Raw genomic sequence first — 24,246 nt, 5'->3', positions numbered from 1 at the left:
TGATTATTTAGGAACGATCGGCAATGGCTGAATACGTATATACCATGTCGCGCGTGAGCAAAGTTGTGCCACCAAAGCGACAAATTCTTAAAGACATCTCTCTAAGTTTCTTCCCTGGCGCAAAAATCGGTGTCTTGGGTCTAAACGGTGCGGGTAAATCGACACTACTACGCATCATGGCAGGCATTGATACTGATATTGATGGTGAAGCTCGCCCACAACCAGGTCTGAACGTAGGCTACCTACCTCAGGAACCAGTGCTGGATGAATCTAAAACCGTTCGTGAAATCGTTGAAGAAGCAGTGTCTGACGTTGCGGGTGCGATGAAGCGTCTTGATGAAGTATACGCAGCATACGCTGAACCAGATGCAGACTTTGATGCGCTAGCAAAAGAACAAGGTGAACTTGAAGCGCTTATCCAAGCGAAAGAAGGCCATAACCTTGAGAACGCTCTGGAGCGTGCCGCTGATGCGCTTCGTTTACCAGAATGGGACCAGAAGATCGAACACCTATCAGGTGGTGAGCGTCGTCGTGTTGCTATCTGTCGTCTTCTTCTTTCTAAGCCAGACATGCTGCTGCTTGACGAACCAACCAACCACTTGGATGCAGAATCAGTTGCATGGCTTGAGCGCTTCCTTGTTGATTACACTGGTACCGTTGTTGCTATCACCCACGACCGTTACTTCTTAGATAACGCTGCAGGCTGGATTCTAGAACTTGACCGTGGTGAAGGTATTCCATGGGAAGGCAACTACACTTCTTGGCTAGAGCAGAAAGATGCGCGTCTACAACAGGAAGCATCACAAGAGAAAGCGCGTCAAAAGACTATCGAGAAAGAACTGGAATGGGTTCGTCAAAACCCGAAAGGTCGTCAGTCTAAATCTAAAGCGCGTATGGCTCGTTTTGAAGAACTGCAAAGCGGCGATCGTCAGAAGCGTAACGAGACCAACGAACTGTTTATCCCACCAGGTGAGCGTCTAGGTGACAAGGTTATCGAAGTCAATAACCTAACTAAGTCATTTGACGGTCGTGTACTGATTGATGATCTATCATTCAGCATGCCTAAAGGTGCTATCGTCGGTATCATCGGTGCCAACGGTGCAGGTAAATCAACGCTGTTCAAGATGCTAAGTGGCACGGAGCAACCTGATACTGGTACGATCGATATGGGTGACACGGTTAAACTGGCTTCTGTGGATCAGTTCCGTGACTCTATGGATGACACTAAGACGGTTTACCAAGAGATTTCTGAAGGCGCTGATATCATCAAGATCAACAACTTTGAAATCCCGGCTCGTGCCTACTGTTCACGCTTTAACTTCAAAGGCTCAGACCAACAGAAGATCATCGGTGAACTGTCTGGTGGTGAGCGTAACCGTGTACACCTTGCTAAGCTTCTTAAAACAGGCGGCAACGTACTGCTACTCGATGAACCTACCAACGACCTTGACGTAGAAACACTACGTGCACTAGAAGAAGCACTTCTAGAGTTCCCAGGTTGTGCCATGGTTATCTCGCACGACCGTTGGTTCCTAGACCGTATCGCAACGCACATCATCGACTACCGTGATGAAGGCCAGGTTAACTTCTACGAAGGCAACTATACTGAATACATGGAATGGTTGAAGAAGACACTGGGTCCAGAGGCTGCGGAACCTCATCGCATCAAGTACAAGCGTATTGCTAAATAATACTGCTTGATATTCGTGCAAAGGCCGCTAACATTAGCGGCCTTTATTATATCGATCTCAATACGGAAAACTTCGTATTGATAAACTTGAAGAATGCGAACGAGCACGCATAGTCGCCTCTGTAATTTTGTTACCCTTCTGAGTCAGAATGAAGAGAGAGTATTATGATTGAACGCCGCCGTTTTTCTCGAATTGTCTATCAAGCTCAGGCTGCACTGACACAAGACTCCACTGAGGTAACCGCCTTAGTTAGCGACCTTTCTTTACATGGAATGCTCGCCACCTGTGAACAGTCAGAACGCCTCGATCGTGATAAGCAAGTCAATGTGGAATTTTCGCTTTCAGGAAGTGATGTCACGATCCAACTTGTAGGGAACATCGTTGGACTGAATAACAATGTGATTCGTCTGAGTATTGATCATATTGATATTGAGAGTATCGGACATCTAAAGCGATTGGTTGAATTAAATGTTGGTGACGATGAGCTGCTACACAGAGACATCGAACACTTATCTGATTTAGGTGAATACACCTAACCTAGCGAGTTATGTCGAAAAAAATTACTATTGCTATCCCTTCAGCCTCAGGGGTACAAAGCTTTCATGTCTCCAGAAAGACACTGTTACTTTCCCTATTGTCTACCACTGGCTTAGCCTCAGCTGCTGCTGGCTATGGCTACTACAGTTGGCAACAAGACACTCAGTCTAAGCGAGAAATCGTTCAGTTAACAAACCAACTGCAAGCGGCGCAAGAGCAAGCACAGTCTTTAGAACTGTTGTATCAAGAGCAGGTCCAAGAGACGCACAACCTTTCTCAAGAGCTGGAAGCGAAACGCGACCAAATTACGATCTTAGGTCAGCGTGTTTATGATGTAGAGTCAGTACTTGGCTTAGCCAACGAAAGCACTGCAGACGAAACGAATCTAGAAAACCGCCTCGATGCCGCGGCTATTGACTCAGCCGTTCGTGCGACTATGTTCCGCATGATCCCTAATGACTCACCATTAAACTATTTACGCGTCTCATCATCGTATGGTCGCCGCACTAACCCAATTACCGGTAAGCGTCATACCCACACAGGTATCGATCTGACGTGTAAGCGTGGTGAAGAAATCTATGCTCCAGCGGATGGTGTCATTGAAACGGTTCGACCAAGTTCGAAAGGGTTTGGCAATTTCTTAACGCTGCGTCACTCATTTGGTTTCATGAGTTCTTACGCTCACCTGCAGAAGTTTAAAGTCCGTAGTGGTCAATTTGTTAGCAAAGGCGATCTGATCGCAACGTGCGGTAACTCGGGCAATTCGACCGGTCCTCACTTGCATTATGAAGTACGTTTCTTAGGCCGTGCACTTAATCCTCAGTACACGATGGATTGGACACCAGAGAACTTCAATTACCTATTCGAGAAAGAGAAAAAGGTGAAATGGGCACCCTTGGTGAAGTTGATTGATGACACGGTTCGTTTACAGGTTAACCTGACCAACAATCCTTACCAAGACAGTTCTGTCAGTACGGTGAAGAATGAGACTGAACAATCGAAAGAAAATATCTCGGTTCAGTAAACGGAATAAATAGAAAGAGCGACCCACTTGGTCGCTCTTTTTATTGGTTGATTCAATTAACCACGATGAATCGAGTCGTTCGCCTGTTTTAGCAAGTTCTGACTTTCATCTAAGAACTGCTTAGAGTAATCACCAAACCAATCACTCACTTTATCAAAGCTTTCCACAAACGCTTGCTTATCTTTGCCATCGAGAATGTCTAGTGCTTCTCCGAAACAGCGATGGAAACGTTTGATCATTGCAATATTTTCATCTGAAGAAAGAATGATGTCACCGTATAAGTTCGGGTCTTGACCAAATAAGCGGCCTACCATAGCCAGCTCTAGACGGTAAATTGGAGAACTCAATTGAAGCAGTTTATCAATGTTCGGGTTCTCACGACTTAAGTGCAGGCCGTAAGCAAACGAAGTAAAGTGACGCAGCGCCTGAATCAGTGTCATACCGTGGTCATGCTCACCGGCATCAATCTGGCAAAGGCTTGCGCCCCAAATAGAGAACTGCTTCAATAACCATTGGTAATTCTCTTCACCACGACCATCACAGTAAACGATCACCTGTTTTGCCAAACTTGGGACGTCTGGGCCAAACATTGGGTGTAAGCCAACAACTGGGCCTTGGTGGACGTTCATCATCGCTTGCAGGGGTTTCGACTTAATCGATGTTAAATCACACAAGATACAATCTTTTGGCAGATTACCTAGCTTCTCAATGACCCCTTCGGTGAGGTGAATTGGAACGGTAACCACTACCATGCCAGCATCAGCCAGAATATCATCGGCCTGATCCCAGTCTTTACTGCCAAGCACTTTGACATCGTATCCCGACAGCTTAAACATACGACCGAACAAGCTACCTAGCTGACCATTACCACCAACAATCACCACCGAGCGAAGTTCAGGGTTCAGACACTTAAAGCCTGAGTCTTTTTCACTCGCGTAAGACTCACGCATAGTACGACGTAGAATGTCTTCGATTAGCTGTGGGGGAACGCCTTTCTTCTCTGCCTCTTGACGGCGAGAAGCCAGCATTGCCGCTTCACGGTCTGGAGCATAGATCGGTAAACCATGCTCACTCTTTACTTCACCGACTTTCTCTACCAAAGAAAGACGCTGTGCCAGTAAATCGAGAATCTGTTTGTCTACTGCGTCAATTTGATCACGCAACTCGTTCAGTTCAACTGCCATTGATATTCCTTGTGCTCTTGCTTTAGCCTTTCAAACGATCTTCTAGGAAAGGAACTAGCTCTTCATGTGCATGACGTAATAGTGCCTCAGTTGTATCCCAATTGATACACGCATCGGTAATAGATACGCCATATTGCATTTCACTTAACGGAATATCAGAAGACTGGTTACCTTCATTGATATGACTCTCGATCATCAGACCAATAATCGACTTATTGCCTTCACGGATTTGATGGATAACGTCTTCCGCAACCAACGGCTGACGGCGGAAATCTTTACGTGAGTTTGCATGGCTACAATCGACCATGAGTGATGCATCTAAGCCATGTTTCGCCATATCTTGCTCACACTCAGTGACAGAAACCGAATCGTAGTTCGTCTGCTTACCACCACGGAGAATCACATGGCCGTTAGGGTTACCTTGAGTTGTTAGAAGAGCAACCTGGCCTTCACGGTTAATACCCATGAAACGGTGGCTTGAAGAAGCGGCTTGCATCGCATTAATCGCGGTTCCTAAATTGCCATCTGTACCATTCTTAAAACCGATTGGCATTGAAAGACCACTTGCCATTTCACGGTGAGTCTGTGACTCCGTTGTACGAGCACCAATTGCTGCCCAGCTGAAAGTATCGGCTAAGTATTGCGGACTTATCGGGTCAAGCGCTTCTGTGGCTAGGGGGATCTCCATCTCGGCTAGATCCACCAGCAGTTCACGACCTACATGCAGACCATGTTCAATATCAAATGTGCCATCAAGATGCGGGTCATTGATCAACCCTTTCCAGCCAACGGTTGTACGTGGCTTTTCAAAGTAAACACGCATAACAATATACAGTTGATCGCTCAGTTGCGCAGAAAGTGCTTTAAGACGTTTCGCGTATTCCTTCGCTGCCTCAATATCATGAATAGAACAAGGACCACAAACCACTAGTAAGCGATGATCTTTTTTATGGATGATGTCAGCGATCGTTTGGCGAGACTCTTGAATAAAGCGGCGGGCGTTATCACTCAGTGGTAACTTCTCTTTTAACTCATCTGGTGTGATAAGGACTTGTTCATCGCTGATGTTGATATTGCTCAATTCACTTTTCTGCATAACTCTAACCTGTATATTATTTCTTACACCTAGGATAATCCATATCCGATAGGTTGGAATAACCATAAAATAACAGCCTGAGATAAGATTTCAAGGTGTAAACATAAAAAAACACAATGTAAAAATAAATTTACACATTCAAGTTTGTGGCAATACGTCGTAGAAGTGTGAACTAAGCGTGTTTTATTACACCATTCTTTTCTAAAATAACCACCAAACACCGCTTAGTTTATTGATATGGACCTAATTCTTTCTCTCTTACAACAGATGTGTGTCTACCTAATGCTGGCTTATATGCTCAGCAAGACACCGATATTCTTGCCTTTACTCAATATCTCAAGCCGTATCAGTCATAAGGTCAGCGTTTACATCCTCTTCTCGCTGTTTTGCATCATGGGCACCTACTTTGGCTTACAAATCAATGATGCTATTGCTAATACGCGAGCCATTGGTGCGGTAATGGGCGGCTTGTTTGGCGGCCCTGTGGTCGGTTTCTTTGTTGGCCTAACTGGTGGGCTTCATCGCTATACGCTTGGCGGCTTTACCGATCTCGCCTGTGCGATTTCCACCACAGCAGAAGGCTTAATCGGCGGCTTGTTTCATGTCTATTTTGTCCGTAAGAATAAATCTGATCAGCTTTTCAGCCCAAGTGTCGTGTTCGCCATCACCTTGGTAGCCGAAGTTGTTCAGATGACGATCATCTTGATCGTCGCCAAACCATTCGATCAAGCGTATGCGTTGGTCTCCGCTATTGCCGCTCCTATGATCATTGCGAACTCTGTCGGAGCCGGACTGTTTATGAGTATTCTTCAAGATCGCAAAACCATCTTTGAAGAGTATTCCGCGACCTTTTCTCGACGAGCATTAAACATCGCAGAGCGTTCAGTGGGGATATTGGCATCCGGCTTTAACTCAGAAAATGCCGAGAAGATAGCCCGCATTATCTATGAAGAGACCAATGTTGGCGCTGTATCGATAACCGATGATCAAAAGATTCTGGCGTTTGTTGGCATTGGCGATGATCATCATAAGCCCAATACACCGATTTCGTCTCGAAGCACGCAAGATGCAATCAGTAAAAACGACATCATCTACCTTGATGGCAAAGAGAAACCCTATCAATGCTCCCTCTCTAGCGAATGTAAACTGGGCTCTGCGCTTATCATTCCACTGCGTACTGGCGATCAGGTGATTGGTACCATCAAACTCTACGAACCAAAAAGAAAGCTGTTTTCGACCATTAATATGTCGATGGCGGAAGGCATTGCCCAGCTGTTATCTAGCCAAATTCTATTTGGTGAGTACCAACAAAAGCAGACCTTACTTTCTCAAGCTGAAATCAAACTGCTGCATGCTCAGGTAAACCCACACTTCTTGTTTAATGCACTCAACACCATCAGTGCCGTCGTTCGCCGTGACCCAACCAAAGCTCGCGAGTTAATTCAGCAGCTTTCCCACTTTTTCCGCAGCAACCTTAAACAAAATATTGAGACGGTTACGCTCAAAGAAGAGTTAGCCCATGTGAATGCCTATCTGTCGATTGAGAAAGCGCGATTCACCGATCGCTTAGAAGTCGATATCGACATTGATGAACACCTACTCAAGCGTAATGTTCCAAGCTTTACTCTTCAGCCTTTGGTTGAGAATGCCATCAAGCATGGTATTTCCAATTTAATTGAAGGTGGCCACATTCGCATTTACAGCCAAGCTGTAGCGTCAGGCATACAGCTTTGTGTTGAAGATAATTCCGGCAGCTATGTCGCCCCCTCAGCTGATCATACTGGTTTAGGACTGCAAATCGTTGATAAACGACTGACCAATAAATTTGGCCGTGTGGCAGCTCTCAATATTGAAGTGACGGCCAACCAGTTAACCCGAATGAGTTTTATCATTCCCAATGAGAACACGTATTAAGGTAAGCCCATGCTCTCTGCTTTAGTTATAGATGATGAACTATTTGCTCGTGAAGAGTTAACCGAGTTGCTCGAAGAGACCGGAGAAATTGACGTTATTGATCATGCTAGCAATGCCATTGAAGGGTTAAAGAAAATCAATCGCCTCAAGCCTGATGTCGTCTTTTTAGATATTCAAATGCCACAGATAACCGGCATTGAACTGCTCGGAATGCTCGACCCTGAAACCATGCCCAAAGTCGTGTTTGTCACCGCTTACGATGAATTTGCCATTCAAGCGTTTGAAGATAACGCTTTTGACTACCTGCTGAAACCTGTTGACCCTGAGCGGCTTAATAAAACTGTCTTTCGGTTGCTGAAATCTCAACGTCACAGCCAAACTCAAGTCGATGCCATTGCGCCACAAAACTTAGATCAAATTCCATGTATCGGTTTAAATCGCATTGTGATTATCCCAAGCAAAGATGTCGAGTTTGCGTACAGTGATATCAGCGGTGTGCACATTCAAACACATGATCAGAAAGCCGATTCCCAGCTAACGCTCAAAATACTGGAAGAAAAGACGCAACTCGTGCGCTGTCATCGCCAGTACCTCGTCAATATTAAAGCGATCAAAGAAATTAAGCTGCTCGATAATGGGCTGGCTGAGATTGTCACCTTAAGCAATCACCCTTTACCTGTGAGTCGCCGATACCTCAAAACGCTCAAAGAGATGATTGGATTCCACTAACCCCAAACGAAAAAGAGCAACTCAAGGTTGCTCTTTTTACTTTATGCTTCTTCGGCTAACTTCTGCATCGCTTGTGAGGCTTGCTTCCAAGTATCACTGCGTTTGAGATCAGCCAAACTAAAACTTTGCTTTTTAAGTAACTTATCTGCCATCGGTGTTTCCATAATTGGCAAGTTATCAAGCACTTCAATTTGAGCGTCACGCTTGTTGCAGACTAAAACCATATCACAACCAGCTACCAACGATTGATGCGCACGCTCAGCTGGACCACCCATGATCGCAGCTCCTTCCATGGTTAAGTCATCAGAGAAGATGATCCCCTCAAACCCAAGCTTCTGACGTAATACCTGCTTTAACCAGAATTGCGAGCCACTTGCAGGCTGATCATCATAGTGTGGATACACCACGTGAGCGGGCATCATCGCATCAAGGATTCCACTTTCAATCTGCGCTTTGAAGATCGCCATATCTTGTTCAAAGATGGTATCTCTATCATCAAACGGCGTTTCTAAATGAGAATCCGCAATCACGCCACCATGTCCTGGAAAGTGCTTGCCTGTGGTTGCCATGCCGACTGATTTCATGCCTTTCATGTAGGCCAAGCTGTGACGAATAATAGTATCGGTTTCTTCACCAAACGCTCGGTTGCCGATCGCTTTACACTCATGACCTTGGTCTAAAACTGGAGCAAAACTCAAATCAACGTCATGGGCAATCAGTTCAGCAGCCATCAGCCAACCACCCTGCTCTGCCAACTGTTCACCATTATTGGTTTTTGCGTATTCAGAAGCGGCCGGAATCAATGAAAACTCATTACGGAAGCGTTGTACTCGGCCTCCTTCTTGGTCAACACCAATCAAGATAGGGCGTTTTGCTGCCTGACGAATTGACTTATTTAATGCAAGAAGCTGCTCACTGTCGTGGTAGTTACGAGCAAATAAGATCACACCACCAACGGTTGGATGCTGCAGTATTTCTTTGTCTTCAGCAGTCAACTCACAGCCTGCTACGTCTAACCATAACGGTCCCATATTTTCTCCAGCTAAAATGATTTTCGCTATGTTGCCGAGAGTATTAGGATTATTCTCGGTTTACAATAGATTCTCTAACTGACGGATTGAAATTTGAGAATGGCGACGAAAGAGTTATATATCGGTGTAATGTCTGGAACCAGCCTCGACGGGGTTGATACTGCCCTCGTTGAAATTAAGTCTGGAGAGATCAAGCTATTGGCGAGTCACGACTTTCCTTACCCACCAGCGCTGCGTAAAAATGTCCTCGCTGTCTGTACCGGACAAACAACCAACCTAATTGAAATAGGTCAGTTAGATCATTTACTTGGCAAGCTGTATTCAGATGCCATTCTCGCCCTATTAGAGCACTCAGAAATAAACGCACAACAAATCCGAGCGATTGGTAACCATGGTCAAACGGTCTTCCACCAGCCTAACTCCCCTCAGCCTTTCACGATGCAGCTCGGTGATGCCAATATTATTGCCGCTCGTACTGGCATTGATACCGTCGCTGATTTTAGACGCAAAGACATGGCTCTTGGCGGCCAAGGTGCGCCATTAGTGCCTGCATTCCACCAGTCCATTTTTAAGCCTGGCGACTCGTCAGTTGTCGTCCTCAACATTGGTGGGATTGCGAATATCTCGGTGCTTCGCCCTAACCAACCTGTGATCGGCTATGATACTGGCCCTGGTAACATGCTGATGGATGCTTGGTGTCAGAAACACACTGGCCAAGCTTACGATAAGAATGGTCAATTCGCATCGCAAGGTGCCGTTCATCAAGCTCTGTTAAATGAACTGCTCAGTGAGCCGTATTTAACGCTTGCTGCCCCTAAAAGCACCGGACGAGAGCTGTTCAATATTGATTGGCTAGAAGGCCACCTAAAGCGATTTTCACTGGCCGTTGAAGATGTTCAGCGTACCTTATGTGAGTTCACCGCCATAACGATTGCCGATGAAGTTCGCAAGTACCTCACCGGCAGTACTCCAGAGCTTCTGGTCTGTGGTGGTGGGGCTTTAAACCCTTTATTGATGGAACGTATTCATCATCACCTGCCAAACTGGAGTGTGATGACCACCAATGATAAAGGCGTAGACAGTGACAATATGGAAGCGATGGCCTTTGCTTGGCTCGCCTATCGCCGCATTCATAACTTGCCAAGCAACCTGCCAGAAGTCACCGGAGCCTCAAGACCGGCGTCTCTCGGTGTTATCTACCCTGCTGATTAATAAGGATTCCTATGACTAACGATGCTCTCATCGCCGCTCTTTCTCATCTTGTTTCAGAAGGCCGCAACCCTGATACGATGGATATCGACCTATTGCCGTCTTTAGAGATCGTAAAACGCATCAATCAACAAGATCAGCAAGTGCCACTCGCTGTGGAAAAGGCCCTTCCTGAGATAGCTCAAGCGGTAGACAAAATAACCGCAGCATTCCAACGAGGTGGTCGACTGATTTATATGGGCGCAGGCACCAGTGGGCGTTTAGGCATCTTAGATGCGTCTGAATGTCCGCCTACGTTTGGCGTCTCCGATCAAATGGTGATAGGACTGATTGCCGGTGGCCCTGAAGCGATTCTAAAAGCCAAAGAAGGCGCCGAAGACTCTGAGCAATTTGGCGTTGATGATCTCAAGTCGGTTAACTTTACCGCCGATGACGTCGTGGTTGGTATCGCCGCGAGTGGACGCACGCCATATGTGATTGGCGCACTCAATTACGCTAACGATATTGGGGCAACGACCGTAGCACTATCGTGTAACCCAGACTCTCCAATTGCGGATATTGCCAAGATTGCGATTAGCCCAGTCGTTGGCCCAGAAGCGTTAACTGGCTCAACACGTCTAAAGTCAGGAACCGCGCAAAAATTGGTGTTAAACATGCTTACCACAGCAAGCATGATTCGGTTAGGGAAAAGCTACCAAAACTTAATGGTGGATGTGAAAGCCACTAATAAAAAGCTCATCGCACGAGCAGCCCGTATTGTCATGCAGGCAACAGATTGCGATAAAACCCTCGCAACTGACACTTTGGTTGAGACAGATTACGACGTCAAACTGGCGATTCTGATGATTTTAACGGGGATGTCGATGGATACTGCTCAACAGCAGCTAGAGAAACAAAATGGCTTTCTACGGAAAGCCGTACAAAGCCATCAAGGAGAGTAATCTAACAGAGGGAGCGACTCCCTCTGTTACTCTTCATTTAGCCACTTATCCACCGCTTTGCGTTTCTCTTGTTTGATCTTATTGTTCGCTTTGCGCTTAAGAGATTTGGGATCGGTGATGTTCTTCGCTTTGTTAATCTTATGGGTGTACTTGCTTGATGCACGGTTCACCTTTTGCTTAACTTTGCCTTCGACATAGCTCCCATCACCAACTTGCTTTAAAGAACGCTTGGTTTTGTTTAAGCGGTGATTGATTTGTTGCTTGTCTGCTTGGTATTGACGATTCGCTTTCACCGCCTCTTTGAGAGGATTTGCAGCGTTAACCATTAAAGGCGCCAAACAGAGCGCAAGCAACCAATATTTTTTCATTCTAGCCTCGTATTACTTTAGAGCGAATTGGCGGCGTAAAGTAACAGAAGCAGAATGATGGCTCTGTCAGGCTTTTCTAATTTGGCTTATCAATAATGAGACAACTAGTCAGCATGATTGGTGTGTTCACTCCAACCACGTTGCCACTCCATACGAAACTTTTGAGCGTCTTCAGTGCCTTCACAAACCCCTTCGTAGTATTGGCCTGACAAACCGATTTGATAGGCAAAGTTAGGGTTACAGTATTCCCCTACGCCCTCTAAGTAGCCTTGATCGTAGTCTGACTGCTTTACGCTTCCTAAGCTTGCTAACTCTTTCAGCGAACGTTGAGTGTGACCGCTCACCCCATCTTGATACCCAATTTGATACCAGTCTCCTTGCTCTGCTAACTGTTCAGGGCTACTGGCACACGCTGCCAATAGAGAGACAGTTGCTGCGATAACTAGCTTTCTCATTGTTTTTCCTTGTTTTTAATCTCATTGCTAATCAAACCACTAAATCTTGGTAATTGCCACTGAGATTCTCCGAAAACCACTTATTTGCCTAGAAAGCCGTTTATTCCACTATATGTCCACTCACCCATTCACCGAATGTTTATTGAATCCAGAGCGAATACTATCCACCTTGAGCTTTAAAAAATTCATCAAGGAATAGAGTTATGTTGTGGTTTTTAACCTGTGTTGCTGCCCTGATTGGCGGTTACTTCATTTACGGCGCTTTTGTCGAAAAAGTGTTTGGCATTAATGAAAAGCGCCAAACGCCAGCCCATACCAAAACAGACGGCGTTGACTACGTTCCAATGTCGACCAAGAAAGTCTACTTGGTACAACTCCTCAACATTGCCGGTGTTGGCCCTATCTTTGGCCCAATCATGGGGGCGCTTTACGGACCAGCGGCAATGCTTTGGATTGTGATTGGCTGTATCTTCGCAGGTGCCGTTCACGATTACTTCTCAGGCATGCTTTCTGTGCGTAATGGCGGTGCATCCGTTCCAACCATCACAGGTCGTTACCTAGGCAATGGCGCAAAACACTTTATGAACATCTTTGCCATTGTCCTACTGCTTCTTGTCGGTGTTGTATTCGTGTCTGCGCCAGCGGGTATGATCACTAACTTGGTTAATGATCAAACTAGCCTAAACGTCAGCATGACAACCATGGTTATCGCTATCTTCGCTTATTACATCATCGCGACGATTGTTCCTGTCGATAAAATCATTGGCCGTTTCTATCCACTGTTTGGGGCACTACTTATCTTCATGTCGGTTGGCCTAATGACGGCGGTTGCGTTCTCTAGCGAACACACTGTCATGGGCGACTTCCAAGTCAGCGATATGTTTAGCAACTTGAACCCTAACGACATGCCTTTATGGCCTGCGCTATTCATTACTATTGCTTGTGGTGCGATTTCTGGCTTCCATGCGACTCAATCACCATTGATGGCGCGTTGTATGGAAAATGAAACCAACGGTCGTTTCGTCTTCTACGGTGCAATGATTGGTGAAGGTGTGATTGCTCTGATTTGGTGTGCGATTGCTCTGTCTTTCTTTGGCAACCTTGATGCTCTCTCTGAAGCAGTAAGCAACGGTGGCCCAGGTAATGTTGTCTACAGCGCATCATTTGGCTTACTCGGTGTCTTTGGTGGTGTGATTGCGTTCCTTGGCGTGGTGATTCTACCTATCACATCTGGTGATACAGCCTTCCGCTCAAGCCGTCTAATTCTGGCAGAGTATTTCAACGTCGACCAAAAAGCACTGCGTAACCGCCTAATGATGGCTGTGCCACTGTTCGTCATTGGCGGTATCTTAACTCAAGTCGATTTCGGTGTGATTTGGCGCTACTTCGGTTTCGCGAACCAATCAACAGCCGTGATGATGCTATGGACCGCTTCAGCTTACCTACTACGTCACAATAAGCTGCACTGGATTACCACTATCCCTGCAATGTTTATGACGACGGTCTGTGCGACGTTCATCCTAAACAACAGTACGCTAGGCTTCGGTCTACCAATTCAAGTATCGACGGTCTCAGGCATTCTGTTCACACTAGCGGTAACGGCATACGTTATCAAAATCTCAAAAGGCAAAGGTGACACCGACCTTGCTGACGAAGAAAAACCACAAGCAGTGAAGAAAACTGCATAAGCTAATAACACTTCGCTTGCTACACATAAAAGGCTCCGATTGGAGCCTTTTTCTTGTCTCAAAGTGACAGCCAATAAAAAAGCCAGCGTTCACCGCTGGCTTTCTATGTCACGCAAATCGAGCTTAATCGACTTGTTTAATCTGTAGCTCTTTCGGCACTTCGAAGAACATATTTTCTTCACGACCTTGAATCTCTTCCACCGAGCGAGTACCAACCAGATCTTTAATGCGATCTAAGATTTGATTCACAAGCTCTTCTGGCGCTGATGCACCTGCGGTGACACCAACTTTCACTTTACCTTCAAACCATTCCGGTTTGATGTCTTCTGCGCAATCTGTCAGATAACCCGGCGTGCCCAGTTTCTCAGCCAGCTCTTTTAAGCGAGTTGAGTTTGAAGAGTTCTTAGAACCAACCACAATCACAACGTCTACGTCTGTCGCCATTTCACGAACCGCATCTTGACGGTTTTGCGTAGCGTAACAGATGTCGTCTTTACGTGGGCCTTGAATGTCTGGGAACACACGGCGTAGCTCGTCAATCACGTCAGCTGTCTCATCGACCGAAAGCGTCGTTTGGCTAACATAATGCAGGTGGCTTGGGTCTTTAACGATCTCTTTTAGCTTAAGCACATCTTCAGGACGCTCAACCAAGTACATACCGCCTTCATCACTGGCGTATTGCCCCATAGTGCCTTCAACTTCAGGGTGACCTGCGTGACCAATCAGAACGACTTCCATATGTTTGCGGCTTGCACGAGCCACTTCCATATGAACTTTCGTCACTAGCGGACAAGTGGCATCAAAGACTGTTAGGTCACGCGCTTTGGCTTCTTTACGTACTGCCTGAGATACACCATGAGCTGAGAAAATAACGATGTTGTCATCTGGCACTTCATTTAGCTCTTCAACAAAGATCGCGCCACGCTGTTTTAGGCCTTCAACAACAAAGCGGTTATGCACCACCTCATGACGAACATAAATTGGTGGTTGGTACATTTCTAATGCACGTTCAACAATACTGATCGCACGATCTACACCGGCACAAAAACCGCGAGGGTTGGCTAACTTAATTTTCATTTGATTGCTCATGGCGTCGTTATCTTCTTTGGGCGCTTATTCTACTGACAAAATCTCAACTTCAAAAGTCACATCTTGCCCTGCTAATGGATGATTAAAGTCAACCGTTACTGAATCACCCGCAATATCGGTGATAATACCTGGAATCTCCATACCATCGCGGCCAGAGAAAGCCATAATCGTACCAACTTCCACTTCGGCATCACCGACAAACTTGGCACGATCCATATAGTGGATATTGTCTGGGTTCGGCATACCGAAAGCATCAGCGGCTTTGAGCTCAATGGATTTTTTGTCTCCCGAATTCAAACCCACTAAGCACTTTTCGAAGTTTTCACTTAGGCTACCGTCACCAATAACCAATTTAGCGGGCTTACCCATATTGTGAGTGCTATCAGCCACTGAGCCGTCATTCATCTTGATGGTAAAATGCAGAGTTACTGCGGAGTCTTGGGCAATTGTCGTCACGTTACTGCTTCCTTGTTATTCGGTTTTCCTACGCTGATTGGCTTTATTGTACGAAGATGCGTAGATTCCGCTCCAACATAATAAAAAGCGTCGCCCGAATCAACGGACGACGCTTAAGGTTATTCAATTTATCACCAATTATGCTTTGGCTTCTTCTTTCTTGCGAAAGCCGTCAAGAATGATCATTGCCGCACCAATACAGATAGTCGTATCCGCTAAGTTGAATGCAGGCCAATGGTAGTCACCCCAGAAGAAATCTAGATAATCGACCACAAAGCCGTGCACAACACGGTCAAAGACATTACCAACGGCACCACCAATGATCATCGCATAAGCGATATTATTCCATTTCTCTTTGGCTGGCAGCTTACTCATCCAGTAAGTCAGCATGCCTGTTACCACAAAAGCGATACCAGTAAAGAACCAGCGCTGCCACCCAGCTTGATCACTCAAGAAGCTGAATGCTGCGCCGTAGTTATGCACATACAATAGGTTAAAGAAAGGCAGGACTTCAATACGGTTAGCCCAGCCATAACCCATGCTGTCCATGACGTACAGCTTGATACCAATGTCAGCAAAAAAGATCACGATAGCTAACCACAGCCAACGTACACCTGATTGTTTTAGTGGAATGTTACTCATTAGAGTTCCTACCAATTATAAAAATCTCGTCACTCCGCCTGTGAAGTGCGAACGAATCAAAATTACATTTAATACGAGATCCCCAACTCGGTCGCTCCTCCCTCTTGAGGATGACAGTACGACTGAACTAAACACTGTCATTCCTTAGAGCGAAGAATGAGTGAGTAAGGAATCTCTATCAACTTGAACCACTCTAAGTATCTCTAACGAGCAGTTAAAAATAACCCCAGTAGATACACTGGGGCTATGTTATTTCAATAAAGTTCCGAGAACTCTTGCTCTAAATTATTGGTGCTGTAGCAAGGCGACAAGCTTACGAGGCTCCTGAGCATAGTTTTCCTATGTGATGGAGCGAGTCAGTGCAGTCAACACAGCTACAGTGCCAAGAATGACGAGCAATTAAGCGAACTTGCGAACTTCACCTTCACCATCAACGTTAGAAACACAACGACCACAGATCTTCTCGTGACCTTCGATTGTGCCTACGTCTGGAGTGTGGTGCCAACAACGGTCACACTTCTCAGCTTCTGTTGCTTTCACTTCCACAAACAAACCTTCAACGTCTGTCGCTTGAGCTGAGTCAGACTTCTCGCTTAGAGGCTTCACTGTTGCTGCAGAGGTTAGAAGGACAAAGCGTAGTTCATCTTCTAGTTTGTTAATTTTCGCTGCTAGTGCATCTTCAGCGTATAACGTTACTTCTGCTTGCAGTGAACCACCGATCGTCTTCTCTTTACGAGCATCTTCTAGCAGTTTGTTTACACCACCACGAACGGATTGCATCTCTGCCCAGAACTCGTTGTTTAGCTCTTCGCCTTCAGCAAGACCAAATAGGCCTTCGAACCATTCGCCAGTGAAGACAAACTTATCGCGCTCGCCCGGCATTTCGTTCCAGATTTCATCCGCAGTGAACGACATGATTGGAGCCATCCAACGAACTAGAGCTTCTACGATGTAGTAAAGCGCTGTCTGACAGCTACGTTGAGCATGGCCGCCCAGTTTCGCTGTGTATTGACGGTCTTTGATTACGTCTAGGTAGAATGAACCCATTTCGATAGAACAGAACTGCATTAGACGCTGAATTACGGCGTGAGTGTTGTACTCACCGTATGCTTTCACGATCTCTTCTTGTGCTGCTAGTGCACGACCTACAGCCCAACGATCTAGAGCAACCATTTCTTCTGCAGGAACAATATCTGTTGCTGGGTTAAAGCCACTTAGGTTCGCTAGGAAGAAACGTGCCGTGTTACGAATACGACGGTATGCATCTGCAGAACGTTTTAGGATTTCGTCAGAAACCGCTACTTCACCAGTGTAGTCTGTTGAAGCAACCCATAGACGTAGAATGTCTGCACCTAGTTTGTTGGTTACGTCTTTTGGCGCAACTACGTTACCGATAGATTTCGACATCTTACGACCGTGACCATCAACCACGAAGCCGTGAGTTAGCACTTGCTTGTAAGGTGCTTCGTCTTTCATCGCGATAGATGAAATTAGAGAAGACTGGAACCAACCACGGTGTTGATCTGAACCTTCAAGGTATAGGTCAGCGCTTGCACCGTTGTACTCTGCACGAGCATCAACTACAGAGTAGTGCGTTACACCTGAATCGAACCATACGTCTAGTGTATCTAGCACTTTCTCGTACTTATCTGCGTCTTCGCCTAGTAGGTCAGAGATTTCTAGATCCCACCAAGCTTGAATGCCTTTTTCTTCAACAAGCTGTGCAACTTTCTCGATAAGTTCAAGTGTGTTCGGGTGCAGTTCTGCTGTCTCTTTATGAACGAACAGAGCAATTGGCACGCCCCAAGTACGTTGACGAGAAATACACCACTCAGGACGACCTTCAATCATACCTTCGATACGGCTTTCACCCCATTCAGGCATCCACTCAACACTCTTAATCGACTCTAGTGCTTTTGCACGTAGGCCTGCTTGGTCCATAGATACGAACCACTGTGGTGTTGCACGGAAGATGATTGGAGTTTTATGTCTCCAACAATGTGGGTAGCTGTGCTCGTAAGCGTGGTGGTGTAGTAACGCACCTTTCTCTTTCAGAACTTCAAGAACTGAATCGTTCGCTTTGAATACGTGCTGACCAGCAAATAGCTCAGTATCAGGTAGGTAAACACCGTTAGAGCCTACTGGGTTTGCGATTTCTAGGTCATATTTTTTACCAACCACAAAGTCTTCTTGACCATGGCCTGGTGCAGTGTGAACAACACCTGTACCTGATTCAGTCGTTACGTGATCGCCAAGGATAGCTGGAACAGTGAAATCATAGAACGGGTGGTTGAACTGAGTCAGTTCAAGATCGGCACCTGTAGCAAAACCAAGGTTGTGGAAGTGCTCGATACCCGCACGATCCATTACGTCTTTCGCTAGCTCAGACGCCACGATAATACGTTGTGCTGCTTGCTCACCGTTTGCTTCTACTTGGATAAGAACGTATTCCAGATCATCACGTAGACATACTGCGCGGTTTGCTGGCAGTGTCCATGGCGTAGTAGTCCAGATAACGATAGAGATATCGCCTTGACCTTCATGACCTTCTGCTAGGTTGAATTTAGCAAGAAGAGCGGCTTCATCTGCTGCTGTGAATTTCACATCGATAGATGGAGATACTTTGTCTTTGTATTCTACTTCTGCTTCAGCAAGCGCTGAACCACAGTCAGTACACCAGTGAACAGGCTTGAAACCTTTTAGTAGGTGGCCGTTATCTGCGATTTTACCTAGCGCACGGATGATGTTCGCTTCTGTTGCGAAGTCCATAGTGCGGTATGGCTTATCCCACTCACCCATGATACCTAGGCGCCTGAAGCTCTCTTTCTGGCCTTCTACCTGACCTGCCGCGTACTTACGACACTCTTCACGGAACTCAGCCGCAGAGATTTTTTGGCCTGGTTTGCCTTTTTTCTTTTCTACCATTAGTTCAATTGGTAGACCGTGACAGTCCCAACCAGGAATGTACGGTGCATCAAAACCAGAAAGTGTTTTGGATTTAATAATAATGTCTTTAAGAATCTTGTTTAGTGCGTGACCAATGTGAATGTCACCATTTGCGTATGGAGGGCCATCATGCAGAACGAAAGATTTTTTGCCTTTCTTCGCTTCACGGATTGCGCCGTAAAGGTCTTCTTTGTACCAACGCTTAAGCATTTCTGGCTCGCGATTCGCCAGATTGCCGCGCATCGGAAACCCTGTTTCAGGAAGGTTCAGGGTATCTTTATACTCACTCATCGATTCTTAATTCCGTTGTGTTGGGTGACAGTTAGACATTATGCCAAGCAGCGAACTAAACCACTTGGTCTTCACGCTGACGCAGCCACACCCTTGCTGCTTCAGCATCCAATTCAATTTGTTGTTTTAAAGCTTCGAATGACTCAAATTTATGCTCATCTCGAATCTTATCTAAAAGTACGATTTCTAGCTGCTTGCCATATAAATTGGCCTTAAAGTCAAAGAGATGTACTTCTAGCTGTTGGCGAACACCGTTAACCGTCGGCCTGTTGCCTATGTTCGCCACTCCCCCTACGGCTTTTCCATCCAGGCCTAAAGCCTCCACGGTATAGACGCCAGAAACAGGGGACACGCAACGTTTTAGTGGGATGTTCGCGGTAGGAAAACCAATGGTTCGACCTAACTTGCGACCATGAGATACTCGACCACTAATACTATAATCTCGTCCTAACATTTCTGCGGCGACATCAAGCTTATCACTAGCTAATGCTTTACGAATGGCAGTGCTGCTCACTCTTAGCTGCTGTAAGCGAAAACTCTGGGTACTTACGACCTCAAAACCATACTTTTTCCCCGCTTCTTGCAGCATCGCAAAGTTGCCTTTACGCCCACGACCAAAGCAGAAATCATCGCCTACGACGAGAAACTTAACACCCAAACGCTTCACCAACAAGTCACTAATAAACTCATCAGCTGATTGGTTGGCAAATTGATGATTAAAGTTAACACAAAGCAGTCGCTCAATATCGAGCTTACTTAGCTGAACAAACTTATCCCTCAGGCGAGTTAACCGCGCCGGGGCTTTATCTTTAGCAAACAGTTCCAATGGCTGAGGGTCAAAGGTCATCACCGTTGAAGGTAAACCTAATTCTCTCGCCTTTTCTGACACTTGGCGTAAAACCTCTTGATGCCCGAGGTGGACACCGTCAAAGTTCCCGATCGTCAATACACACCCTTGATGGTGTGATTTGATGTTGTGAATACCGCGGATCAATTCCATTGGGAAGCGCTAAAAACCTATCTTTGTATTAACTTCTCTTCAAAAAAGAGACATAGTGCGTGAAACCGACGGATTATATACTAATCAGGTTCACTCTGTCGCTGCTTTTAAATCTTTTAGGCGAACACCAAGTACGAGCAAGGTAACTAAGTAAACACCCGCACCTAACCCAATCAAGGCAGTCAGCCACATAACTCGCTCAATAAAGCTCCAAGTTAACCAAACGGCCATCTCTTCCAATTGCCATAAAATGGCAGCAATCATCAAGCCACCAGCTACAACCAATTTAGCCATAAAGACCAGAGTTCTCTGGGTGAGTTTATAGACACCCGCCAAATGAAGACCGCGATACAGCAGGGACATATTAACGAAGGCCGACAGTGCAGTAGCAATCGCCAAACCTACATAGCCATAGAACCAGGCAAAAATAGCGTTGAACACCATATTGGTGACCATGGCAATAATGCCGTACTTAACGGGGGTTTTGGTGTCTTGACGAGAGTAATACCCCGGCGCTAATACTTTGATTAGCATGAAGTTTAATAAACCAGATGCATAGGCAACCAAAGACATTGAGGCAAACTGAACATCTTGTGGCGAAAACTCACCACGCATAAAGAGCACCATTAACATAGGTTTAGCGAGAACCATCAAACCCAACATCGCCGGAATACCAAGCAAGGTCACCATGCGAACGCCCCAGTCCATCGTTTGTGCAAAGCCATCACTTTGGTCATCAACGTGTTTACGAGAGAGCGAAGGGAGAATCACAGTTGCAATCGCGATACCAAACAAACCAAGAGGGAACTCTAATAAGCGGTCTGAGTAGTAAAGCCAGCTTATCGAACCCGTCTGAAGAAAACTGGCAATAAAGGTATCAAACAACAAGTTGATCTGACTAACAGAGACACCAAATAAAGCAGGGATCATCAGAGTGCGAATTTTCACAACTCCAGGATCACGCCAGCCCCACTTAGGCTTAACCATAACGCCGGCTTTAATAAGGAAGGGAATTTGGAAAAGAAATTGAACCAAGCCACCTAAGAAGACGCCAATCGCTAAGCCGATCTCTGGCTGTGACAGCTGAGGAGCAATAAACCAGGCTGAAAAGATGATCATCACATTAAGGAACACTGGGGTAAATGAAGAGACCGCAAATTTCCCCATGGTGTTCAAAATAGCGCCGGACAGAGCAACAAAGGTAATGAACCATAAATACGGAAAGGTAATTTTAAGCATTAAGCTTGCTAGCTCAAACTTTTCCGCTGAAGGCCCGCCGTTCATCCAATCAAGAAACCAGCCGAAACCAAACAATGCGGTGACCACACCTGAACCTAAAACGCCCAAAAACGTGACAATAGAGACAATCACACTAAGCGTACCTGCCGCCCTGGCAATCAGCTCACGGGTTTTATCCATGTCTCCAGCGGCATGGCTTTCAGTTAATACTGGAACAAATGCTTGTGAAAATGCCCCTTCTGCAAATAGGCGGCGCAAAAAGTTAGGAATTTTGTTCGCAAAAAAGAAGACATCGGCACTTGCACCTGCGCCCATTAGATTTGCAACCACGACATCTCGTACTAAGCCTAAAACACGAGAAATCAATGTCATGGCGCTTACAATCATGCCCGACTTGAGTAGACGTTTACTCACATTAACCCCAGGATTTGAAAATTTTGCCTTACTTTACACTAGGAATGTCATATCCAGAGTAGATTAGTATTAGCATTGAAAAAAAAATACTGTTAGAATCCCCGCCATCTTAACCGTGAAGACCTTTCAATCCAAAATTTGTTTGGCTAGATTGGTTTTTGCACAAATTATTTGACATTTAAGAGCAAATGAGGGATATTCCTCGCCCTTAAATTGTCACTGAACTAAGTTTTTGGGAGTTAGACCCTTGGCAAATAGTAAATCTGCTAAGAAGCGCGCTATCCAGGCTGAGAAACGTCGTCAGCACAACGCTAGCCGTCGCTCAATGATGCGTACTTACATGAAGAAAACTGTTGCTGCTATCGAAGCAGGCGACAAAGAAGCTGCAACTGCTGCATTCGCTGTAGTTACACCAATCCTAGACCGCATGGCGACTAAAGGCCTTATTCACAAGAATAAAGCAGCTCGTCATAAGTCTCGCTTCTCTGCTGCAATCAAAGCTCTTTAATAGAACTCTGATTACTCAGTGAAGAAAAAACCGGCTAAGGCCGGTTTTTTTATATCCAAAATTTGAGATCTACGCTCATTCATCTCTCAATAAAAAAGACCAATAATCTCTGATCATTGGCCTCTCTTCTTTACTCTTTGCAATACAACTCATGCAGTAACTGAATCATTGCTTTTACTTCTTCGCTGCTCAACGTGTAATAAACCGTTTGTGCTTCTTTGCGTGTATGGACCAACCCATCTCGTCTTAACCATGCCAAATGCTGAGAGAGAGCCGACTGGCTAAGCTCTAACTTGCAACACAGCTCTCCTACAGAGAGTTCCTGGTTATGCAGTAAACATAAGATTTGTAATCGGCGTTCGTTCGCCATCGCCTTAAGCAGCACTACCGCTTGAGCAGAGTTTTTTTCCATCTCTTGTAGATTCATCGGTTACGGCCTCTAAAAAACAACACAACAAAAAGACTGACTGAGCGACTGCTCACGACAACAAAGTGCCTTATCCACAATTTATATAATGATATTGGTTGAGAATATTTAAAATTTTAATCGAATTGTTACAACTAATCTATTTATAGAAATGAAAAAAGCGTCTAATTGAAGAGTGTTGTGAAGTCTGCATCACAAACATTCTTTACTGCAGGATGTTGAATCATTCGCTCAGCAAAGATGACGTAATACTCTTCTTTCAGCTCTTCAATGTGTCCAATCAACTGTAAAGGTAAATCACTCTCTACTTCGGTGACATAAATAGAAGGCGCCAAAAAGATCACATCGTGGTGATAACGGGCAAAAGATTTCATTAAAGCAACGTCATCAAACTCACCGAGGATATTCGGTTGTAAGCCTTGGCGATCAAACCACTGTAGTACTTTGCGCCCCATTGCCGTTCGGCTACCTGGGATCAGCAATTTACGTTGTTCAAGAATGGCGGGAAAGCTGACAGTATCGACGTTGCCTGAACAGAAGAAGCTCATGTTTGATTCACCCAGTTTTTTACTGTACAAACCAGGGCTTTGGCTTGAATCAACCGGGCAATCCGAAAGAATCATATCCAGTTTATGTTGCGATAGTTGCTCAAGTAACATTTCATGAGTCGATTCAAAACAGCGCAAATGGATACTGTTATCGTCAGGGACTGTTGTCATCAAAATTTTACTGACCAAACGTTTCGACAAAGCATCAGCAACGCCGACATCAAACAGAATATTGGAGCGTTGGCTGTAATTAACAATATCAAGCATCTCATAACTGAGGCCAAACATACGATCTGCGTACTTAAACACGAGCTGTCCCAGCTCAGTCGGCTCTAAACTTCGGCCGTTACGCTTGGTGAGCTTTCCATCCATACGTTCTTCAAGCGCTTTAATCTGCCCGGTGACCGTTTGCGGAGTCAGAAACAACGCATCTGCCGCTTTGGTTACCGACCCTTGTTTACACACCATCCAAAAGTAATAAAGGTGGTTATAATTTAAATGTGACATGCACTGAGACTCTGTTTAAGGAACAAACATGGTTATAACAAAAGCAAACCATGACAACAATAACTCGATAAATCCGATAGAAAATCAACTTTACCACCATTTTGTCGAGGTGTGATTTTGAAATATGACAGTAAAGTGTCATAAAACTCTACTCGCCGATCATTTTTCTGTATTTTTTTCGACTTTTATCACGCTTAGCCACTCGCTAAGAAAATGAAACTTAATTGATAATAATCAATAACTTAGATTGAATGTAAAAAACAAATTACACGCAAAATATCACCACTAGTACAAAATAATTTCTATTACACA

At 45.3% G+C, this 24,246-nt stretch carries 22 protein-coding genes; 9 read left to right on the top strand and 13 right to left on the bottom strand.

What is annotated here, in order from left to right:
* Window positions 1-23 precede the first annotated feature (23 nt).
* The 3 genes from ettA to EJ063_RS14645 all read left to right on the top strand — a co-directional run bounded on the left by ettA (window position 24) and on the right by EJ063_RS14645 (window position 3,252).
* On the top strand, window positions 24-1,691 hold the full coding sequence (gene ettA / locus EJ063_RS14655; protein ID WP_126575103.1) for an energy-dependent translational throttle protein EttA: 1,668 nt from the start codon (window positions 24-26) through the stop codon (window positions 1,689-1,691).
* 164 nt (window positions 1,692-1,855) lie between these two features.
* Window positions 1,856-2,227: a PilZ domain-containing protein gene (locus tag EJ063_RS14650; protein WP_126575102.1), complete on the top strand. Its 372-nt coding sequence runs from the start codon at window positions 1,856-1,858 to the stop codon at window positions 2,225-2,227.
* Between the two features lie 11 nt (window positions 2,228-2,238).
* Window positions 2,239-3,252, top strand: coding sequence for a M23 family metallopeptidase (locus EJ063_RS14645; protein ID WP_126575101.1), 1,014 nt, complete (start codon window positions 2,239-2,241; stop codon window positions 3,250-3,252).
* A gap of 56 nt (window positions 3,253-3,308) precedes the next feature.
* On the opposite strand, the gene tyrA is transcribed toward EJ063_RS14645, so the two are convergent.
* Together tyrA and EJ063_RS14635 are read right to left on the bottom strand one after the other, a co-directional pair.
* Window positions 3,309-4,436, bottom strand: a complete 1,128-nt coding sequence (gene tyrA, locus EJ063_RS14640) for a bifunctional chorismate mutase/prephenate dehydrogenase (RefSeq protein ID WP_126575100.1) — start codon at window positions 4,434-4,436, stop codon at window positions 3,309-3,311.
* 22 nt (window positions 4,437-4,458) lie between these two features.
* On the bottom strand, window positions 4,459-5,532 hold the full coding sequence (locus EJ063_RS14635) for a 3-deoxy-7-phosphoheptulonate synthase (protein ID WP_126575099.1): 1,074 nt from the start codon (window positions 5,530-5,532) through the stop codon (window positions 4,459-4,461).
* 237 nt (window positions 5,533-5,769) lie between these two features.
* Here EJ063_RS14635 and EJ063_RS14630 point away from each other — a divergent pair, with 237 nt between their 5' ends.
* Both EJ063_RS14630 and btsR read left to right on the top strand, forming a co-directional pair.
* Window positions 5,770-7,446 carry a sensor histidine kinase gene (locus EJ063_RS14630; RefSeq protein ID WP_126575098.1) on the top strand — a complete coding sequence of 559 codons (1,677 nt, stop codon included), beginning with the start codon at window positions 5,770-5,772 and terminating at the stop codon, window positions 7,444-7,446.
* 9 nt (window positions 7,447-7,455) lie between these two features.
* A complete protein-coding gene (gene btsR / locus EJ063_RS14625) occupies window positions 7,456-8,175 on the top strand; it encodes a two-component system response regulator BtsR (RefSeq protein ID WP_126575097.1) in 720 nt (239 codons plus the stop codon).
* A 41-nt stretch (window positions 8,176-8,216) separates the two neighbouring features.
* On the opposite strand, the gene nagZ is transcribed toward btsR, so the two are convergent.
* Window positions 8,217-9,206, bottom strand: coding sequence for a beta-N-acetylhexosaminidase (gene nagZ, locus EJ063_RS14620; RefSeq protein WP_126575096.1), 990 nt, complete (start codon window positions 9,204-9,206; stop codon window positions 8,217-8,219).
* 99 nt (window positions 9,207-9,305) lie between these two features.
* Between nagZ and EJ063_RS14615 the strand changes: the two genes are divergently transcribed.
* Together EJ063_RS14615 and murQ are read left to right on the top strand one after the other, a co-directional pair.
* Entirely contained in the window at window positions 9,306-10,418 is a 1,113-nt protein-coding gene (locus tag EJ063_RS14615) for an anhydro-N-acetylmuramic acid kinase (protein ID WP_126575095.1), read from the top strand.
* 11 nt (window positions 10,419-10,429) lie between these two features.
* Window positions 10,430-11,356 carry an N-acetylmuramic acid 6-phosphate etherase gene (murQ, locus tag EJ063_RS14610; protein WP_126575094.1) on the top strand — a complete coding sequence of 309 codons (927 nt, stop codon included), beginning with the start codon at window positions 10,430-10,432 and terminating at the stop codon, window positions 11,354-11,356.
* A gap of 26 nt (window positions 11,357-11,382) precedes the next feature.
* On the opposite strand, the gene EJ063_RS14605 is transcribed toward murQ, so the two are convergent.
* Together EJ063_RS14605 and EJ063_RS14600 are read right to left on the bottom strand one after the other, a co-directional pair.
* Window positions 11,383-11,724: a hypothetical protein gene (locus tag EJ063_RS14605; protein WP_126575093.1), complete on the bottom strand. Its 342-nt coding sequence runs from the start codon at window positions 11,722-11,724 to the stop codon at window positions 11,383-11,385.
* 104 nt (window positions 11,725-11,828) lie between these two features.
* The gene (locus tag EJ063_RS14600; protein ID WP_126575092.1) at window positions 11,829-12,179 is read right to left on the bottom strand and encodes a DUF2799 domain-containing protein; all 351 of its coding nucleotides are present in this window, start codon (window positions 12,177-12,179) and stop codon (window positions 11,829-11,831) included.
* 203 nt (window positions 12,180-12,382) lie between these two features.
* Between EJ063_RS14600 and EJ063_RS14595 the strand changes: the two genes are divergently transcribed.
* Window positions 12,383-13,867, top strand: a complete 1,485-nt coding sequence (locus tag EJ063_RS14595) for a carbon starvation CstA family protein (protein ID WP_126575091.1) — start codon at window positions 12,383-12,385, stop codon at window positions 13,865-13,867.
* A 123-nt stretch (window positions 13,868-13,990) separates the two neighbouring features.
* Here the strand turns inward: EJ063_RS14595 and ispH are convergent, their stop codons facing one another.
* From ispH to murJ, 6 genes are all read right to left on the bottom strand, one after another.
* The gene (gene ispH / locus EJ063_RS14590) at window positions 13,991-14,956 is read right to left on the bottom strand and encodes a 4-hydroxy-3-methylbut-2-enyl diphosphate reductase (RefSeq protein ID WP_167469907.1); all 966 of its coding nucleotides are present in this window, start codon (window positions 14,954-14,956) and stop codon (window positions 13,991-13,993) included.
* 24 nt (window positions 14,957-14,980) lie between these two features.
* Window positions 14,981-15,412, bottom strand: coding sequence for an FKBP-type peptidyl-prolyl cis-trans isomerase (fkpB, locus tag EJ063_RS14585; protein WP_126575089.1), 432 nt, complete (start codon window positions 15,410-15,412; stop codon window positions 14,981-14,983).
* 138 nt (window positions 15,413-15,550) lie between these two features.
* The gene (gene lspA, locus EJ063_RS14580) at window positions 15,551-16,054 is read right to left on the bottom strand and encodes a signal peptidase II (RefSeq protein WP_126575088.1); all 504 of its coding nucleotides are present in this window, start codon (window positions 16,052-16,054) and stop codon (window positions 15,551-15,553) included.
* A 399-nt stretch (window positions 16,055-16,453) separates the two neighbouring features.
* Complete coding sequence (gene ileS / locus EJ063_RS14575; RefSeq protein WP_126575087.1) at window positions 16,454-19,291, bottom strand: isoleucine--tRNA ligase; 2,838 nt, start codon at window positions 19,289-19,291, stop codon at window positions 16,454-16,456.
* Window positions 19,292-19,346: 55 nt separating this feature from the next.
* Window positions 19,347-20,291, bottom strand: a complete 945-nt coding sequence (gene ribF / locus EJ063_RS14570; protein ID WP_126575086.1) for a bifunctional riboflavin kinase/FAD synthetase — start codon at window positions 20,289-20,291, stop codon at window positions 19,347-19,349.
* Between the two features lie 90 nt (window positions 20,292-20,381).
* The gene (murJ, locus tag EJ063_RS14565; protein ID WP_126575085.1) at window positions 20,382-21,944 is read right to left on the bottom strand and encodes a murein biosynthesis integral membrane protein MurJ; all 1,563 of its coding nucleotides are present in this window, start codon (window positions 21,942-21,944) and stop codon (window positions 20,382-20,384) included.
* Between the two features lie 247 nt (window positions 21,945-22,191).
* On the opposite strand from murJ, the gene rpsT reads away from it, so the two are divergent.
* A complete protein-coding gene (rpsT, locus tag EJ063_RS14560) occupies window positions 22,192-22,452 on the top strand; it encodes a 30S ribosomal protein S20 (RefSeq protein ID WP_124937459.1) in 261 nt (86 codons plus the stop codon).
* A gap of 130 nt (window positions 22,453-22,582) precedes the next feature.
* On the opposite strand, the gene EJ063_RS14555 is transcribed toward rpsT, so the two are convergent.
* Complete coding sequence (locus EJ063_RS14555; RefSeq protein ID WP_126575084.1) at window positions 22,583-22,879, bottom strand: ArsR/SmtB family transcription factor; 297 nt, start codon at window positions 22,877-22,879, stop codon at window positions 22,583-22,585.
* A 164-nt stretch (window positions 22,880-23,043) separates the two neighbouring features.
* A complete protein-coding gene (gene nhaR, locus EJ063_RS14550; RefSeq protein WP_126575083.1) occupies window positions 23,044-23,934 on the bottom strand; it encodes a transcriptional activator NhaR in 891 nt (296 codons plus the stop codon).
* Window positions 23,935-24,246 lie beyond the last annotated feature (312 nt).

Origin of the sequence: Vibrio aquaticus (genome assembly GCF_003970385.1) — a bacterium.
Classification (GTDB): domain Bacteria; phylum Pseudomonadota; class Gammaproteobacteria; order Enterobacterales; family Vibrionaceae; genus Vibrio; species Vibrio aquaticus.
Note: the sequence above shows the minus strand (reverse complement) of the source record. Positions and strands in the feature narration are given on the sequence as shown.